At 60.9% G+C, this 17,099-nt stretch carries 11 protein-coding genes; all 11 read left to right on the forward strand.

The features are described 5' to 3' along the window. Positions 1-233 precede the first annotated feature (233 nt). The 11 genes from ACN20X_RS28375 (at position 234) to putA (ending at position 17,046) form a co-directional block, all read left to right on the forward strand. Entirely contained in the window at positions 234-587 is a 354-nt protein-coding gene (locus ACN20X_RS28375) for a DMT family transporter (RefSeq protein WP_016448472.1), read from the forward strand. A 13-nt stretch (positions 588-600) separates the two neighbouring features. Then, complete coding sequence (locus tag ACN20X_RS28380) at positions 601-1,596, forward strand: glycosyltransferase family 2 protein (RefSeq protein ID WP_080649909.1); 996 nt, start codon at positions 601-603, stop codon at positions 1,594-1,596. Positions 1,597-1,605: 9 nt separating this feature from the next. Beyond that, positions 1,606-2,700: an acyltransferase family protein gene (locus ACN20X_RS28385; protein ID WP_016448474.1), complete on the forward strand. Its 1,095-nt coding sequence runs from the start codon at positions 1,606-1,608 to the stop codon at positions 2,698-2,700. 243 nt (positions 2,701-2,943) lie between these two features. Further along, positions 2,944-4,758 carry a hypothetical protein gene (locus ACN20X_RS28390; protein ID WP_016452761.1) on the forward strand — a complete coding sequence of 605 codons (1,815 nt, stop codon included), beginning with the start codon at positions 2,944-2,946 and terminating at the stop codon, positions 4,756-4,758. A gap of 86 nt (positions 4,759-4,844) precedes the next feature. Then, entirely contained in the window at positions 4,845-5,642 is a 798-nt protein-coding gene (locus tag ACN20X_RS28395; RefSeq protein ID WP_034349002.1) for an HAD-IIB family hydrolase, read from the forward strand. 623 nt (positions 5,643-6,265) lie between these two features. After that, positions 6,266-6,856 carry a fimbrial protein gene (locus tag ACN20X_RS28400; RefSeq protein WP_016452762.1) on the forward strand — a complete coding sequence of 197 codons (591 nt, stop codon included), beginning with the start codon at positions 6,266-6,268 and terminating at the stop codon, positions 6,854-6,856. A 113-nt stretch (positions 6,857-6,969) separates the two neighbouring features. Beyond that, positions 6,970-7,731 (forward strand): fimbrial biogenesis chaperone, encoded by a 762-nt coding sequence (locus ACN20X_RS28405; RefSeq protein ID WP_016452763.1) that lies wholly within the window; start codon positions 6,970-6,972, stop codon positions 7,729-7,731. 274 nt (positions 7,732-8,005) lie between these two features. Then, entirely contained in the window at positions 8,006-11,092 is a 3,087-nt protein-coding gene (locus ACN20X_RS28410; protein ID WP_016452764.1) for a fimbria/pilus outer membrane usher protein, read from the forward strand. A 7-nt stretch (positions 11,093-11,099) separates the two neighbouring features. Further along, complete coding sequence (locus ACN20X_RS28415) at positions 11,100-11,699, forward strand: fimbrial protein (RefSeq protein ID WP_227469629.1); 600 nt, start codon at positions 11,100-11,102, stop codon at positions 11,697-11,699. An 86-nt stretch (positions 11,700-11,785) separates the two neighbouring features. Next, positions 11,786-12,808 carry a fimbrial protein gene (locus tag ACN20X_RS28420; protein WP_016452766.1) on the forward strand — a complete coding sequence of 341 codons (1,023 nt, stop codon included), beginning with the start codon at positions 11,786-11,788 and terminating at the stop codon, positions 12,806-12,808. Between the two features lie 200 nt (positions 12,809-13,008). Further along, positions 13,009-17,046, forward strand: coding sequence for a trifunctional transcriptional regulator/proline dehydrogenase/L-glutamate gamma-semialdehyde dehydrogenase (putA, locus tag ACN20X_RS28425; RefSeq protein ID WP_016452767.1), 4,038 nt, complete (start codon positions 13,009-13,011; stop codon positions 17,044-17,046). The last annotated feature ends 53 nt before the right edge of the window (positions 17,047-17,099 follow it).

Here is a 17,099-nt window from a genome sequence, read left to right on the forward strand (position 1 = left end):
GCCTACCGTACCGGGCGAGCTGGCGACTGCCTGCTCCATCAATCCTCGCCCTAGTCTGACATCCGCATCAATGGGACCTCACTCGCAGCCGATCCAGATTTCCGCAGCATTTTGCAACCAGCGCCCTAAGTGCAGCCGAGCCGCAAGGAAAGCTCCTCAGCCATCCCGGCCCGTCATGTTTGCCTTGGCAACACCGGGCAGCACGCCTACCAAGACAACACACCTTCCAACACATGACACCTTTTCTCACCAGTCTAGCTGTTATTTGCGTCCTCGGCATTTCGCTGGGGCAGCTGCTTTTCAAGAAGGCAGCAGCCGCTATTCCGCTTTCCCCCTCTCTGATGGATATTGCCCTCAATGGCTGGCTGCTTGTGGCTTTCGCGCTTTACGGAGTCACCACGCTGGCCTGGGTGTGGATTCTGAGAAGTGCACCTCTGTATCTGGCATATCCGATTATGGGACTGGCCTTTATAATTGTGCCCAGTCTGGCCTGGCTATTTCTGAACGAGCCAATGCACCCTAAAACTATTATCGGAGGCATCTTCATTGCAACAGGGATAACCATTGCATCCCAAGCACCCAATTAACAAAACAGATCACATGAAAATTTCAGTTGCCATCCCTTGCTACAAAGTCACACAGCATGTCATAGAGGTGATAGAAAAAATACCCGATTGCGTAACAACAATATATGCCGTAGACGATTGTTGCCCTGATGGCAGTGGAAACTGGATTCTGCAGAATTGCAAGGATCCTCGGGTGAGGGTACTTTTCCACACAAAAAACCAAGGCGTGGGAGGGGCAGTAAGCACGGCTTATGGTCAAGCGATCAAGGATGGAATGGATATCGTAGTCAAAATAGATGGCGATGGACAGATGAATCCTAAACTACTTCCGCTTTTTGTCACCCCCATCATCCAAGGAAGAGCAGACTACACAAAAGGCAATCGATTTTTCAGGCTTGAATCAGTGCAAACCATGCCAAAAATCCGCATTTTTGGGAATGCTGCACTTTCCTTCATTACCAAAATCAGCTGCGGATACTGGAACATCATGGACCCGTCCAACGGATATACAGCCATCCACACGAGCGTCTTACGAGAACTACCCATCAGCAAGCTGGAAAAACGCTACTTCTTCGAGACCGACATGCTCTTTCGGCTGAACACCATCCGTGCTGTCGTCAAAGATATACCCATGGACGCAGTCTATGCAGATGAGGAGTCCAATCTCAAGATAAACAAGATCCTCCCGGAATTCCTGAAAAAGCATGCCATCCGCATAGGAAAACGCTATTTCTACAATTATTTTCTAAGAGATTTTAACGCCGGAACCATATATAGCATCTTTGGCGTTCTTTTTTTATCCTTCGGAATAATTTTCGGAGGAATTCATTGGATCAGCAGTTTATTGGACAATCTCCCGGCAAGCAGCGGAACAGTTATGCTCGCTGCCTTGCCTGTCATCATTGGAATCCAGTTCCTCATCGCCTTTCTGCACCACGATATTAGCAGCACCCCTCAGGAGCCGCTTAGCGGGCTGCTAATGGACGCATGCATACTCAAAGACTTCAGAAAAGATAGATTATCCTCTTGAGGAACCCCAATGTTAAAAAACGTGCAGACTTTGCGATTCTTTGCCGCATTCTGGGTGGTACTCCACCACATGAGTCCACCCGTGACGCCATTCACACTGACAATATTGCCAGAAGCGGTCACTCGACTGGGTTTTGCTGGGGTTGATTTATTCTTCGTAATCAGCGGACTGATAATGGCTGAAACCACGAGGAATCTAAAACCTGGATGGCATTCATTCGCACGTTTTTTAACGCAGCGATTTGGCCGAATCTACATTGGCTGGTGGCCATTTTTCTTTGTTTACCTCATCGCTGCATGGCATTTCCAAAATATCAAGCCTCAGACAAGCCTGTTGGGATCTTTCTTCCTGTGGCCTCAGGATTTAATGCTCTACCTTCTCCCCATTACTTGGACGCTGAGTTTTGAGTTGTATTTCTATGTCGTCGTTGCCTTGATTGTCCTCTGGCAAAGACGCTATGCGGCAAAGATCCTAGGGATCTGTGGCCTTGGCATCATCATTTTCAATGTCTGGCTGTACAAGAACGGGATGTACCTCCCTCAAAATGAAGGGAAGGCCAAGGCGAGCCTGCTGATTCCCTTCTACGCATCTCCGCTTGTCGTGGAGTTCATCGCAGGCTTTCTGCTATCGGAATTCGTCCGTCGACGGCCACAGCAATATATCTCTATCTGGGCGACTGCTGCCATTGCCTTTCTAGCTGCCGCATACTTCTATCAAATTCATGGGAATTTGAACGCCAGCGGGATGGCCGGATTTTTCCACGCCGGAGAAAGAGCCGTTCTTTTCGGCGGGTTCTCCTGCTGTCTTGTGGCCTGCGCCATGGAGTTTGAGCGAAAAAACATCACCCCGTGGAAATTGCTGCAATCCCTGGGAGATGCCTCATACAGCATATATCTCAGCCATATCATGGTGCTCGTTGCGATGAGCATCATCTATTTCAAATCACCCGTGCGAATTCCCAATACCATCTGGGCTCTTGCAAGCATATTAGCCACACTGGTATTTTCCTGGCTTTGCTACCGCCTCGTTGAATATCCGCTCTATCAGATATTCAAGAAAAAAGTCTCCACCTGGTTCGGATTCTCCTCGCGCAAAGGCGCTTGACAGCAGGAACTTCCTCTTTTATCGAATCTCCAACTCGCGACAGTAGTTCTCCCCAGATACTCCCCTACACGCTGGAAAAATATAATCCAGAAAATCATGAATGAGGCCAGGGGCATCTTTTAAGAGCCCCTGCTTTTTAGCATAACCCAAGCCTCTGCAATTCCTGCGTCTTCCCAAATGACCCCAACCCGTATTTCACCAAAATCATTCCATCTTTCCGCGCTGAACTTGGTGGGACTGGTGATGTTTGCCACGGCCAATTTTTCACAGGCAGGAACTGCTGCAAGGCCATCCGATCAGCCCTTGATTATCGCGCCCACCGTCGAGGGCATATATTTGTGCGATGAGGCCGTTGCAGACAAGAAGATCCGGACCCTCAAAGAGGCCTATGCGTTCTGCCGCAAACGCGGCATGGATGGTGCCACGGCTGTCACACGTCTCCTCGATACACTGGAACCGGGTGGCCCCAAAGGCTCTGTTCAAATTGGCTACACGGCAACCCTGCAACTGCTCGACCTATATCACCGCACGGGAAAGGGCTGGGAAATTGACGACTCCAAGGTTGACAGTTTCCTGAACGTCATCCGAAAGATTCCACGCCCCGTCGTTGTTTATCTTGCGGCCGACCATTTCGATTCATTAGGGCCCATCGTAGAGGACCTGCGCAAGACTCCCGAGAATCTGATGCAGTTGCGTGATGGCAAGCCGTTGCAGTTGGACTACTTCGGCTACAGCATCCTGCCCTATACACTTGCGACAAATCCGGAAATTCCTGTCAACCACTATCGCTTCAAGGCACTTGAGCATGTGGCAAAAAAAATCCAGGAACTGCCTCTGCCCGTGCAAAATCGCATCGTGGCCTATACTTTGGCCGGTGAACTTCACCATATGTTTCCAGACTTCGAGAATGGAATGGGCGCCTATAGGGACATCCGTGTGACGGACTACAGCCCGGAATCGATAGAAGGCTTCCGACAATGGCTCCGCACACACTACAGGGACATTCAACGATTCAAGGCGCAGACCGGCTTGGACTACGCGTCCTTCGATGTCATCCCTGCCCCCTCCAAGGATATTCGGAAAGAGAAACTCGGCTCCTTCGGCGAGCACTACGACGCATATGCCGACGGCACCCTGCCTGTTGCAGGATGGCTCTGGGATCCCGCACAGATCGTGGATAAAATCAACCTTTATGTGGATGGCAAGCTTGTCGGACCCATGGCCCGCAGCCTCAATCGCTTGGATGTCTACCGTGCCGTCGATGAAATCACAAACCCCAACACCGGTTTTCGGCGCGACATTGACTTCAGCAAACTGAAGCCCGGTCCTCATGTGGCCCAAGTAGTGGTCCTATCCAAAGGGCGGCGCTACAAAATGGCTGATGTGGATTTCGTGGTGGTGCCACGGGATCAAAGCAGCCCACCACCCGGATTGGAGCCTCGGCGGCTTGGTTGGATGCCAGCCTTTACGGCGCTGGAGCGCAAGGGCGCTCGCTCATGGCTGGACATGCCTCCCTCATTGCAGGACGTCTACTACAACCCTCTGGCACGTGACTGGAACCACTATCGAGAATCCCAAGTCTTCAATTTTTTGAAGACCTTCCATGAGCGCGCCCTCAAGGCGGGCCTGCCCGCAGCCAAGCTGTACTCCCACCAAATCATTCCCGATGTGAACCCCTCGTGGAATCCGCAGCTGTTCGCCTCCACCCAGACCCTGGATGGCAAGGCACCTTGGAAGCAGGGCCTGAACATGTACGGCGGCGCCACAAACAGCGACTGGCTGCGCGGTTTCATGAAGCAGCACCAGATCGGCAGCGGCTACGGCGCGCCCGAGTTCAATCCGCAGCAATGGAAACTTGACGGAACGCACCTGGCCGCGCTGAAGGCCCACTATGACGCAGGCGCCACCTTCATCAGCCCCTACTACTTCTCGGTGATCAACCAGCGCTTCAAGGGCGCGGCCGAACACGGCGTCAACCGCATGGAGCTGTCCCCAGACAACCCCAAGGACGGCTCCGACAAGTTCTACAAGGCCATCGTCGAATTCGCCAGGCAGTAGGATGGAGCCCTTGCGCGCACGGTCCGTGCGTGCAAACGCTGCCCTTTTACAAGCCGCCCCGGGCGGCTTTTTGCATTTTGACGACCGTGCCTACAACCCTCCAGCCGCTGTCCCTCTGGACACCTCCCGCATCGCCGCTCGGCATCCTCACCGACATCGACGACACCCTGACCACGGAAGGCGTGGTGCCGGCCCATGTCGTTGATGCCATTGCCCAGCTCAAGCAGTCCGGGCTGCGCGTGGTACCGATCACCGGCCGCCCCGTAGGCTGGAGCGAGCCGTTTGCCCAGGCCTGGCCCGTGGATGCCATCGTGGCCGAGAACGGCGCCGTGGCACTGCGGCGCAATGCGCAGGGCGGGCTGGACAAGCTCTACCAGCAGGACGAGGCCACACGCACTGCAAACTACGCGCGCATGCAGCAGGTGCTGGCCGAGATCGAGGCCACCGTGCCCGGCGCGCTGCGCGCCACCGACTCGGCGGGCCGCGAATGCGACATTGCCGTGGACCACAGCGAATTCGCGCAGATGCCCCAGCAGGACATTGACCGGTGCGTGGCCATCATGAAGGCGGCGGGCATGAACGCCACCGTCAGCTCCATCCACATCAACGGCTGGTTTGGCGCGCACAACAAGCTCGAAGGCGCGCGATGGATCCTGCGCACCCTGTTCGACATCGACCTCGACGCCACGCTGGACCGCTGGATCTACATCGGCGACTCCACCAACGACCAGCTGATGTTCGAGCACATGCCCCACAGCCTAGGCGTGGCCAACATCGCGCGCTTCGTGCCCCAGCTCAAGCACCTGCCTCGCCATGTCACGCAGGCCGAGCGCGGCGACGGCTTTGCCGAAATGGCGCAGTATTTGCTGTCCCAGCGCCCCTGATCCACAGGGCCGAGGGCCGGTGCTGCCCTTGCAGACCTTCGCCCTCGACCACCCCTCCTGATCTGCGGGACCCGCGCCCCCTCCGCAGACACCATCACCCTCAGCACAGGCAACCGCCCGGCGCAGGCGGGCTGCGCACCCTCTTTCCCCCATTCGACAGAGCAAATCTAGGACTATTCCTAGATTCAGGCTCAAATAATCAGAATGCGCCCTATTTCATATAACGGCGGCGCACACCTAGAATCCATCACATACCCAAAGAACAGGTTTTTTCGCCTTTTTCTTTGACATATTCTCTCCTGAACCCCGTCCGCGCCATTGGGCACTGGTGTCTTTGAGCAATTCAATTCCAAACATGCCAGAGAAACAAACCTCGCCCATCCCTCGCCAACGCTCCCTCATCCGAACAATTTCTCCATGTCAGCGCCACCACCTATTCCAGCATGATCGCAACCCCTGCAAATCATTGACCATGCTGACAGTTACCAACCATTGGATTGATGAGGTGAACATGGAACACTGATGATTTATTAACCACTCAACCATTCACACAATCTCTTATTCCATCAGCGCATTCATCGCTGCTGGAATTTCATTTATCTCTTCAACTCGAGGGAATACCCATGAAAAAGATCGCATTGCTGACATCGGTCGCCAGCCTGGTCATGATGGCCATGAACACCGCTCAAGCAGCAGACGGCACCATCAACTTCACGGGCGAGGTGGTCACCACCACCTGCAAGGTGGACACCACGGTCGCCGGCGCCGCCAAGGACGGCGTGAAGCTGCCCAACGTGGCGAACAACCAGCTGGCCACCGTGGGTGCCACGGTCGGCCGCCAGGCGTTCTCGCTGGAACTCAGTGGCTGCGAGCTGGCCTCCAGCGCCACCGCCACGACGCCTGTCTCCAAAGTCGCCGTGTTCTTCGAGGCCGGCCCCAACGTGGATCTGGTCACCGGCATGCTCAAGCCTGCAGCTGCCAGCGGTACTGGTGCGCCCACCGTGGCCTCCGGTGTCCAGATCGCCATCGTGGATCCCAGCAACAACGAGCGTCTGAAGATCGGTTCCGCCCAATCACGCTTTGTGGACATCGACAACAAGGTCGGTGGCACGGGCCGGGCCGTCATGCGTTTCGCCTCCGAATACGTGGCCACCGGCCCCGTGACCGCAGGCCGCACCGACACCTCGGTGACCTACTCGCTGGTCTATCAGTAATCACTGACTTTCAGGCATATCGGCCGCCTTGCGGTAGTCGATATGCCGTGTCTTCTGCTTTCGTGACATGGGCCCGGCCCCATTCTTTCGCTCAAAACCCAGAGAGTTCTCCGATGCTGACGATCAAACGTTCATATGGGCTTGCTGCCATCCTGTTGTCCCTTCTTCTTGGAACGGCGGCACAGGCCAGCGTGACATTGACGGGCACGCGCATCATCTTCCCCAGTGGCGAGAAGGAAGCCACCATCCAGCTCACCAACGAAGGCAGCAAACCTGCCCTGGTGCAGACCTGGCTGGACAAGGGCAACAACCAGGAATCGCCTGAGAACATCGACGTTCCCTTCGTCATCACGCCCACCATCATGCGCATCGAGGCGGGCAAGAGCCAGACGTTGCGCATCATCTATTCGGGCGAAGCACTGCCTGCCGACAAGGAATCCCTGTTCTGGCTCAACGTGCTGGACGTCCCGCCCAAGGCGGAAATGGAAGGCGACTCCAACAATCTCCAGTTCGCCTTTCGCACCCGTGTCAAGCTCATGTACCGACCCAGCAACCTGCCCGGCAATGCCCAGGAAGCTCCTGCCCAGCTTCAATGGTCGGTAGACGTTGACGCTAAAAATCAGCCTGTGTTGAAAGCACGCAATCCCAGCGCCTTTGTGGTCAATGTGGCTGGCGTTGAAGTGCAACTCGGCGGCAAATCCTTCGAGGCAGGCGTCGGGCCCGTTCTTCCCGGCCAGGTGGCCACCTTTCCAATCAAGGAACCTGCGGGTGTCAATATGGCTGGCGCGGCAGGTGCCACGGTGATGTTCAGCAGCATCAATGATTGGGGCGCCAGTCTCAACCACGAAGCCAGAATCGGAAATTCCGCCCAATAAACAGGGCAATGCGAGCACAGCCACGCGAATCCCCCGTCCTTTCCGGCCTGATTATCTAATGCCACTGCATTTTCAGCCCGGCCAGCACACCGATACCCAGCGTTAATACCCGGCGAAACGGCATCGGTCTCTTTACCGGGACTGGCACATCGGCCTTGGCCGTTCGCTTTGCATCGGGCGCACAGCATTAGGAGATAAGCAAATGATCAGGCCATTCTTTCCAGATTCAGAAAAGGGAATCAAAAGCCGGCATACAAGGCAAGGAAAAGGAACAATGCCGGGGCCAGGCCAAGGCCCTGCCGGATATTTCCAACTGAAGCCCGGCCATGCGCTGCTGCTCTCCGTGCTGGTGTGCTGGCAGTCCGAGGCCCAGCAGGGGCAGCAGGTCAAGGAAGTCACGACCTCCACGTCCACCGGCCAGTGGCAGCCCACGCCGGCTGCCGTCGACTTCGACCCCAGCTTTCTGAACACCGGCAAGCAGACCATTGACGTCTCGCGCTACTCGCGCGCCAACGTGGTCACGCCCGGCAACTACAGCCCCGACATCTACATCAACGGCAACTGGGTTGGCCGCCGCGAAGTGCAGTTCAAGGCCCAGTCCGGCTCACAGGACGCGCTGCCCTGCCTGGACAAGGCCCTGCTGGAGAAGGTGGGCATCGACCTCTCACGCCTGCCGCCCGAGGCCGCCTTGAAGCTGGCGGCCGACGGTGGCTGCAACCGTCTGGACCAGATCGTTGCGGGCGCCTTGACCAGTTTCGACTTCGGCAAGCAGCGACTGGACCTGAGCGTGCCCCAGGCCTCGCTACGCCGTTCGGTGCGCGGCTATGTCAGTCCCGACCAATGGAGCGCCGGCGTGCCTGTCGGCCTGCTCGGCTACCAGTTCAACACCTACCACGGGCGCTCCAGCAACGCAGAAAACACCACGCAGAGCTACCTGGGCCTGAACGGCGGCGTCAACATCGACCGCTGGCATTTCCGGCACAACGGCTCCTTCAGCTGGGCGGACACTGGACGGGGCAACTACCAGAACATCTCTACCTACGCACAGCGCGACATTGCCGACTGGTCTTCCCAGCTCATACTGGGCGACACCTACACGGGTGGCGACCTGATGGACTCCACCTCGTTTCGCGGCATACGCTTGAACAGTGATGACCGCATGCTGCCCGACTCCCAGCGCGGCTACGCGCCCGTGGTGCGCGGCGTGGCCAACACCAATGCCCGAGTCACCATCACGCAGAACGGCATCAAGCTCTACGAAACCACGGTGGCGCCCGGCGCCTTCGTCATCAACGACCTCTATCCCACGGGCTACGGTGGCGACCTGCAAGTCAGCATCACCGAGGCCAATGGCGCCGTGCGCAGCTTCTCCGTTCCCTACGCGGCCGTGCCGCTGTCGCTGCGTGAAGGGCAGAACCGATACAGCCTCACTGCGGGCGTGGTGCGCCACCTGCCCAACACCTCGCCCATGTTCTCCCAGGCCACGTGGCAGCACGGCTTCACCAATATGCTGACAGGCTACGGCGGCGTGTCCCTGGCCAAGGGCCATATCTCGCCCATGATTGGCGCAGCGCTCACCACGCCCTGGGGCGCCTTCGGTGCAGACATCACGCACGCCTCCACCAGCATCCCCCACGACGGTTCCTTTTCCGGGCAGAGCCTGCGGGCCAGCTACGCAAAATCCTTTGCCCAGACCGGCACCCACGTGGCCATTGCCGCCTATCGCTACTCCACCAACGGATTCTTCGGCCTCAACGACGCCATGCGCGCACGGGATCAGGCCAATCTGCTACGGCCCTCCACGGACCTGTACCGGCCGCGCAACCGCGCCTCCCTGGTCATGGGACAGCAGTTCGGGCCTGGGGGAGGCAACCTCAGCCTCACGGCGTCCACTGCCAAGTACTGGAACCGACAGGGCTCCAACGTCGACTACGCCATTGGCTACAGCAACTCGTTCCGCAACATCTCCTACAACCTCTCTGCGGCGCGCCAGCGTGATGCCTGGGGACAGTCCAACACGTTCCTGCACGTGGGCCTGTCGATTCCGCTCAGCATGGAGCGCGGCATGATGCTTTCCACCAATACCAACCGCGACTCGCGCGGCCGCGTGCAGGCCCAGGCCAACCTGTCCGGTCTGCTGGGCGACGACAACGCCATCTCCTACGGCCTCAGCGCCAACCACAACACCGGTGGCATGAATGGCAGCAGCACCAGTGCCAGCGCCAACGCCACCTACCGCGCATCGCAGACCGAACTCAGCGGCAGCGTCAGCGCCAGCAGCGGCTACCAGCAGTTCTCGGTAGGCGCGCGTGGCGCCATCGTGGCCCACCCGGGCGGCGTGACGCTGTCGCAATCGGTGTCTGACACCTTTGCCATCGTGGAGGCCAAGAACGCGGAGGGCGCGCGCATCAACAACGCGCCCGGAGTGAAGGTGGACAGCCGGGGCTATGCCGTCGTGCCCTACCTCACACCGTTCTCGATGAACGAGGTCTCCATTGATCCCAAGGGCCTTTCCACCGACGTTGAGCTCAAGGAAACCAGCCAGCACGTCGCGCCGCTGGCCGGTGCCGTGCCGCTGCTGGTCTTCAAGACGGCCTACGGCCGCTCGGCCGTGATCCGCGCGCGGCAGGCCGGCAACATGCCTGTGCCCTTTGGCGCCAGCGTGCTGGACATGGACGGCAAGGAGTTGGGCGTGATCGGCCAGGCCGGCAAGCTGCTGGCGCGCGGGCTATCAGACCAGGGCGAGCTGCAGGTGCAGTGGAAGACCGACACCGGCATGGTGGGCTGCAACCTCTCCTATACGCTGCCTGAAAGAAAGCGCAGCACCACCCACCAGCCGCCGCAAAGCCTGGAACTGCCCTGCGTGGCCAGCAACAAGCTGCTGCCTGCGGCCACCGACGTGGCATCTGCCAAGCCGGGCAAGACCGCGGCAACCTCAACCACCAATGCCAAGACAGCCGTGGCCGGCGCCCCAGCCTCCAACGCTGCGTCGGCTGTGGCTCTGGCCGGCATCACCCAGGAACGCATGGCAGCAACGGCACCGGCCACGGCAGTCGCCAGCGCCCCGGCAGTCACTGCGGCGGCAGTGCTGCCCGCTCGTGCCACACAGCCGAGCGGCAGCCAGCAGGCACTGCAGCTGGAGCGCGACCTGGACGGCCTGCGCATGAGCGTCAAGATCAGCGCCTTGCCCACCACTGCACCAGTCATCGGCAACGCGGGCAGAACTCCCGTAGCGGCAGGGCACGACGCAGGCACCGGCAAGCACAAGCCGCCGCAGCAAACCTTGCGGGCTGACCGTCCGCTGGCCATCCTGCAGCCCAGCCTGAAGATCAGCGCCTTGAAGGCGGCGGACAAGACCTGAACCTGAGGTGAGCCCTCTTCCCCAAAGAGGGTTCGCGCTCGCCCAGGAAACACCACATGGTGCGGCAACCGACAAGCTTTTCGATAGCGCCCATTTACGCGCCAGCGGCACGCAGCAGATTGAAAAATTGAGCGGTTCAATATTGCAATACCGTGCCGGCAGCAATTCTGGCCAACTCTTGGTCGATTTTCAAACAATCACACCAGTACAAATCATCCCTCAGGTGCCCACCTGCCGCGTATCCGCCTCCACCATAAATCTTCCTTTGGGGAATGTGTTCTTTCCGTCTTCCACGCCCGTGGACACCACAGCCAACGAACAAGCCTTCAATATTTCGCTGAATCGCGCTGGGGGCAACAGCGCAACGGTGTCCCAGGCATCCAACGCAACAGGCGTAGCCATCCAGATCACCAGGCTCGATACTCCATTGAAATTCGGCCAGAACTCCGCAGCCGCGGGCAATACCAACCAGTGGTTTGCAGGCAGCGCCGTATTTGGGCAAGGCAAACTGGATATTCCCTTGAAGGCTCGCTATCTGAAGACCGCCGCCCAGGTGACGCCGGGCAAGGCCAATGGTGATGCCACATTCACGATGAGCTATCAGTAGCACGGTCTGGTACTTCTGAGCTTTTGGGGAATCAACGTTCATGGGTGCATTGGGCAGCCCTTACCTGATGCTCGAAAGGAAACTCCGTGAAAAATGCACTTCGCATCCTCAAAAGTTCATTTATTCCATTGACTTGGGCCTTGACTACCCCTTCCACATGGGCCTTGTGCAAATTGAACACCAGCGACGGCTTGCCGTACTTTACGGCCGAGCTCTCCGGCATGACAGTTCCCGAATTCGCGCCTGGTGACTACAACATTGGAAGCACCATCTACAAATACAGCGGTCCGTTGAAACTTACCAATAAAATCCCAGAATCCAAGAAACCACAGTTTGAATGTGTTCCTGGAATAGAAGACTACCTCACAGGCATCGGCCCTCATGAAAATGGTCTCTATGCAGCCCCTGGAACCATCAAGAACATCAAGTTAAAATTAAGCGCCTTCACAATTCCGTTCCCTTTTTTGGTCTACTCAACAGTTCCAAAGACAAGTGGCAATTGGAATGAAGCGAGCTTTTATTATGATATCGAATTAATCAAAATGGGTCCCATCACCAGCGGTGGAATCTTATCTGGCTCTTTCGCTCAATCCCGCGCCAATGATGCGGCCGGACAATTGCTGGTCGATTTTCGTTTCGCGGCCCCGGTCGTCATTCGTCCCCGCGTTCCTACCTGCAAGGTCAGGATGAAAGAAATAAGGTTCGACATGGGCGCCGTACTCATGAGGTCGTCCGGTGGCGTGGGAGCCACCAGCGCTAGCAGCGAGGAACAGAGCGTTCAGCTGGACTGCTCGGGTGGCGATACAGGAACCGCAACGCAGGTGTACGTGACGCTGACCGATGTGACCGACCGCAACAACACGTCCTCCAACCTCACGCTGAACAGGACCTCCACGGCACGCGGCATTGCCGCGCAAATCCTCAGCAACGGCAAGCCGGTGCGGTTCGGCTCAGAGGCGGACGGCACCAGCCGATGGTTGGCTGGCGACGTTCCGCAAGGGCAGACGGCGTTCTCGATTCCGCTGCAGGGGCGCTACGTTCAAACGGAAGAACGGGTTGTACCCGGCAGCGCCAATGCTTCCGCAGAGTTCACCATCCACTATCAGTAAGCGCAGGCGCTGGAGCCATCCGGGGGAAGACCCGAGAGGCCGTGAGAGCGGCCCGCCTGGACGGGCTCCACGGGACCCAGCCTACCTGGGCAAACACAAAGGGTTTACCCCCTATCAAAAAAGGTGCAACCCATGTGAAATCACGCCGAATCCGGTTGCACCCCAGTCATCGAAAAACCACTTTCCCTTTCCAATCCATTATGTCCACCACCGTAGGCATCAAAGTCGACGACGCCTTGCGCGAGCGCATCCGCGTCGCAGCCCAGCAGATGGGTCGCACACCGCACTGGCTGATCAAGCAGGCCGTCGTCCAGTACGTCGATGCGCTGGAGCGCGGCGCAACCATCATCCGGCTTGCAGGCGCAGGCGACAGCCCTGGCGATGTCGCGATCGAAGAGGCGCAACCCAATGCCAGCCAAGAGGTGCAACCCTTTCTGGAATTCGCCCAATCCATCCTGCCGCAGACGCCGCTGCGCGCCGCGATCACGGCCGCCTGGCACCGGCCCGAGCCCGAGTGCCTGCCCGTGCTGCTGCCGCTGGCACGCGCCCAGGATGCCCAGCAGGCCGACAGGGTGCGCGAGCTGGCGACCCGGCTGGTACAGGGCCTGCGCGATGCGCCGGCCGGCAGCGGCGTGGCGGCGCTGGTGCAGGAGTTTTCCCTGTCCAGCCAGGAAGGCGTGGCGCTGATGTGCCTGGCCGAGGCGCTGCTGCGCATTCCCGACCGTGCCACGCGCGATGCGCTGATCCGCGACAAGATCAGCAAGGGCGACTGGCGCGCCCATGTGGGCCGCTCGCCCTCGCTGTTCGTGAACGCGGCGGCCTGGGGCCTGGTGCTGACGGGCAAGCTCACATCCACCAGCAGCGAGAAGAACCTGTCTTCGGCGCTGACGCGCGTGATCGGCAAGGGCGGCGAGCCCCTGATCCGCCAGGGCGTGCACCGCGCCATGAAGCTGATGGGCGAGCAGTTCGTGACGGGCCAGGACATCGCCGAGGCGCTGGCCAACAGCCGCGCCTATGAAAAGCAGGGCTTTCGCTACAGCTACGACATGCTGGGCGAGGCGGCCGCCACCGAGGCGGATGCGCAGCGCTACCTGCAGGCCTACGAGCAGGCCATCCACGCGATCGGCGCGGCGTCCAACGGGCGCGGCATCTTCGAGGGGCCGGGCATCTCTATCAAGCTGTCGGCCCTGCACCCGCGCTACAGCCGAGCGCAGTACGAGCGTGTGATGGCCGAGCTGCTGCCGCGCGTGCTGCGGCTGGCCGAGATGGCCAAGCAGTACGACATTGGCATGAACATCGACGCCGAAGAGGCCGACCGGCTGGAGCTGTCGCTGGACCTGCTGGAGTCGCTGTGCGCGGCGCCCTCGCTCAAGGGCTGGAACGGCATAGGCTTCGTGGTGCAGGCCTATCAAAAGCGCTGCCCGCAGGTGCTGGACCACCTGGTGGACCTGGCCCGCCGCAGCCGCCGCCGCCTGATGGTGCGGCTGGTCAAGGGCGCCTATTGGGACAGCGAGATCAAGCGCGCCCAGGAAGGCGGCCAGGCCGGTTACCCCGTCTATACGCGCAAGGTCTATACGGACGTGAGCTACCTGGCCTGCGCGCGCAAGCTGCTGGATGCGCCCGACGCCGTCTACCCCCAGTTCGCCACGCACAACGCGCAGACGCTGGCCAGCATCTACCACATGGCCCAGGCTGTGGGCGGCAGCTACTACAGCGGCCAGTACGAGTTCCAGTGCCTGCACGGCATGGGCGAGCCGCTGTACGCACAGGTGACGGGCCCGGCCTCCGAAGGCAAGCTGGCCCGCCCCTGCCGCATCTATGCGCCCGTGGGCAGCCATGAGACGCTGCTGGCCTATCTGGTGCGCCGCCTGCTGGAAAACGGTGCCAACACCTCGTTCGTGAACCGCATCGGCGACGCCTCCGTGCCGGTCTCCGAGCTGGTGGCCGACCCGGTGGACGAGGTGATGAAGATCGCCCGCGTTGAAGGCCGGCTGGGTGCGCCGCACCCGCGCATTGCACTGCCGGCCGACCTGTTTGCACGGCAGGGCGAGAAAGACGCGCAGGCCCGCGCCAATTCCCAGGGCCTGAATCTGGCGCACGAGCAGCAGCTGGCCTCATTGGCCGCCGCACTGCTGCACAGCACGCGCCAGACTTATCTGGCCGCGCCCGCAGAGGCCGACCTGCCTGCCGACCCGGCGCGTGCCGAGGGCTGGCAGGCCATGCGCAATCCGGCCGAGCTGTCCGACATCGTGGGCTGGGTGCGCGAGGCCACCGCTGCGGAGGCCGAGGCCTGCGCCACCCGCGCCGCCCAGGCCGCGCCGATCTGGGCCGGCACGCCTGCCGCCGCCCGCGCCGATGCGCTGGCCCGCGCCGCCGATCTGCTGGAGCAGCGCAGCCAGCCGCTGATGGGCCTGATCATGCGAGAGGCCGGCAAGACCCTGCCCAACGCGGTGGCCGAGATCCGCGAGGCGGTGGACTTCCTGCGCTATTACGGCGCCCAGGTGGCTGCGCATTTCGACAACGCCACGCAGCGCCCGCTGGGCGTGGTGCTGGCCATCAGCCCCTGGAATTTTCCGCTGGCCATCTTCTGCGGACAGGTGGCCGCAGCCCTGGCTGCCGGCAATACCGTGCTGGCCAAGCCCGCCGAGCAGACCCCGCTGACGGCCGCCGCCATGGTGGCCCTGCTGCACGAGGCCGGCGTGCCGCGCGATGCGCTGCAGCTGGTGCCCGGTGCGGGCGAGACCGTGGGCGCCGCCCTGGTGGCGCATCCGCTGGTGGCCGGCGTGATGTTCACGGGCTCCACCGAGGTGTCACGCCTGATTGCGCGCCAGCTGTCGCACCGCCTGTCGCCCGCAGGCCGCCCCATTGCGCTGGTTGCCGAGACCGGCGGCCAGAACGCCATGGTGGTGGACTCCTCGGCCCTGGCCGAGCAGGTGGTGGCCGATGTGCTGGCCTCGGCCTTCGACTCGGCCGGCCAGCGCTGCTCTGCCCTGCGTCTGCTGTGCCTGCAGGAAGAGGTGGCCGACCGCACGCTGACCATGCTGCGCGATGCGCTGCAGGAGTGGACGCTGGGCAATCCCGACCGCCTGAGCACCGATGTGGGCCCCGTGATCGACGACGCGGCACGCCGCCAGATCGAGGAGCACATAGAGCAGATGGCCGCAGCGGGCCAGAAGGTCACCCGCGTGGAGCGCAAGGACGGCGTGCTCAACGGCCACTATGTGGCACCCGCCCTCATCGAGATCGACAGCACGGAGCGCCTGCAGCGCGAGGTCTTCGGCCCCGTGCTGCACGTGATCCGCTTCAGGCGCGAGCAGCTGGACGCGCTGGTCGATGGCATCAACGCCACCGGCTACGGCCTGACCTTCGGCGTGCACAGCCGCATCGACGAGACCATTGCCCACCTCACCCAGCGCGTGCATGCGGGCAACATCTATGTGAACCGCAATGTGATCGGCGCCATGGTGGGCGTGCAGCCCTTTGGCGGCATGGGCCTGTCGGGCACGGGCCCCAAGGCCGGCGGCCCGCTGTATCTGCACCGCTTGGTGCAGGGGCCTGCCAGCGCGGCGCTGTCGGTCTTCGCACGGGCGGAGTCGCCCGTCCAGGCGCCGCTGCAGCTGCTGGGCCTGCTGCGCGAGACACTGTCCAAGGCGCCGCCGGATGCCATGTCCGCCGACGAGCAGGTGCAGGCCCTGGCCGCTTGCGACGCGGCAGCCTCCGCATCGCGCCTGGACGCGGCCATGCCGCTGCCCGGCCCCACGGGCGAATCCAACCGCTACCGCCTGCTGCCGCGCGGCCCCGTCTGGGCACTGCCGCGTACGCCGCTGGGCCTGGTGGCCCAGGTGGCAGCAGCCCTGGCCAGCGGCAACGCCTGCCATGCGGTGCTGCCCGACAACGGAACAGGCGCCGACAGCGGCTGCGCCGCCACCTGGCAGGCGCTGCGCGCCGCTGCGGGCGATGCCGGTGTGCCATGGCTGCACAGCGCCAGCGCCGACTCCCTGGGCGATTCGGCAGCGCCCATGGCGGCCTTGCTGTTCGAGGGCGATGGCGACGCCCTGCTGCAGGTCTGCGCCCAGGTCGCCGCGCGCGACGGTGCCCTGGTGCGCGTGGAAAGCCGCAACAGCGACGAGCTGCATGCGGGCCGCGGCTATGACCTGGCCGCGCTGTTCCACGAGCAATCCATCAGCACCAATACCGCTGCCGCAGGCGGAAACGCTCAACTGATGACCATGGCTTGAACCGCCGGGGCCGGCACAACCGGCCCCTGGCAAGCGCCCCGCACCACCCGAAA

The organism is Delftia sp. PX-1, from assembly GCF_055797465.1.

What these genes read in the sequence shown, in the direction of transcription:
- ACN20X_RS28375 (WP_016448472.1), top strand. Translation starts at nt 234, where the DNA reads ATGACACCTTTTCTCACCAGTCTAGCTGTTATTTGCGTCCTCGGCATT.
- ACN20X_RS28380 (WP_080649909.1), top strand. Translation starts at nt 601, where the DNA reads ATGAAAATTTCAGTTGCCATCCCTTGCTACAAAGTCACACAGCATGTC.
- ACN20X_RS28385 (WP_016448474.1), top strand. Translation starts at nt 1,606, where the DNA reads ATGTTAAAAAACGTGCAGACTTTGCGATTCTTTGCCGCATTCTGGGTG.
- ACN20X_RS28390 (WP_016452761.1), top strand. Translation starts at nt 2,944, where the DNA reads ATGTTTGCCACGGCCAATTTTTCACAGGCAGGAACTGCTGCAAGGCCA.
- ACN20X_RS28400 (WP_016452762.1), top strand. Translation starts at nt 6,266, where the DNA reads ATGAAAAAGATCGCATTGCTGACATCGGTCGCCAGCCTGGTCATGATG.
- ACN20X_RS28405 (WP_016452763.1), top strand. Translation starts at nt 6,970, where the DNA reads ATGCTGACGATCAAACGTTCATATGGGCTTGCTGCCATCCTGTTGTCC.
- ACN20X_RS28410 (WP_016452764.1), top strand. Translation starts at nt 8,006, where the DNA reads ATGCCGGGGCCAGGCCAAGGCCCTGCCGGATATTTCCAACTGAAGCCC.
- putA (WP_016452767.1), top strand. Translation starts at nt 13,009, where the DNA reads ATGTCCACCACCGTAGGCATCAAAGTCGACGACGCCTTGCGCGAGCGC.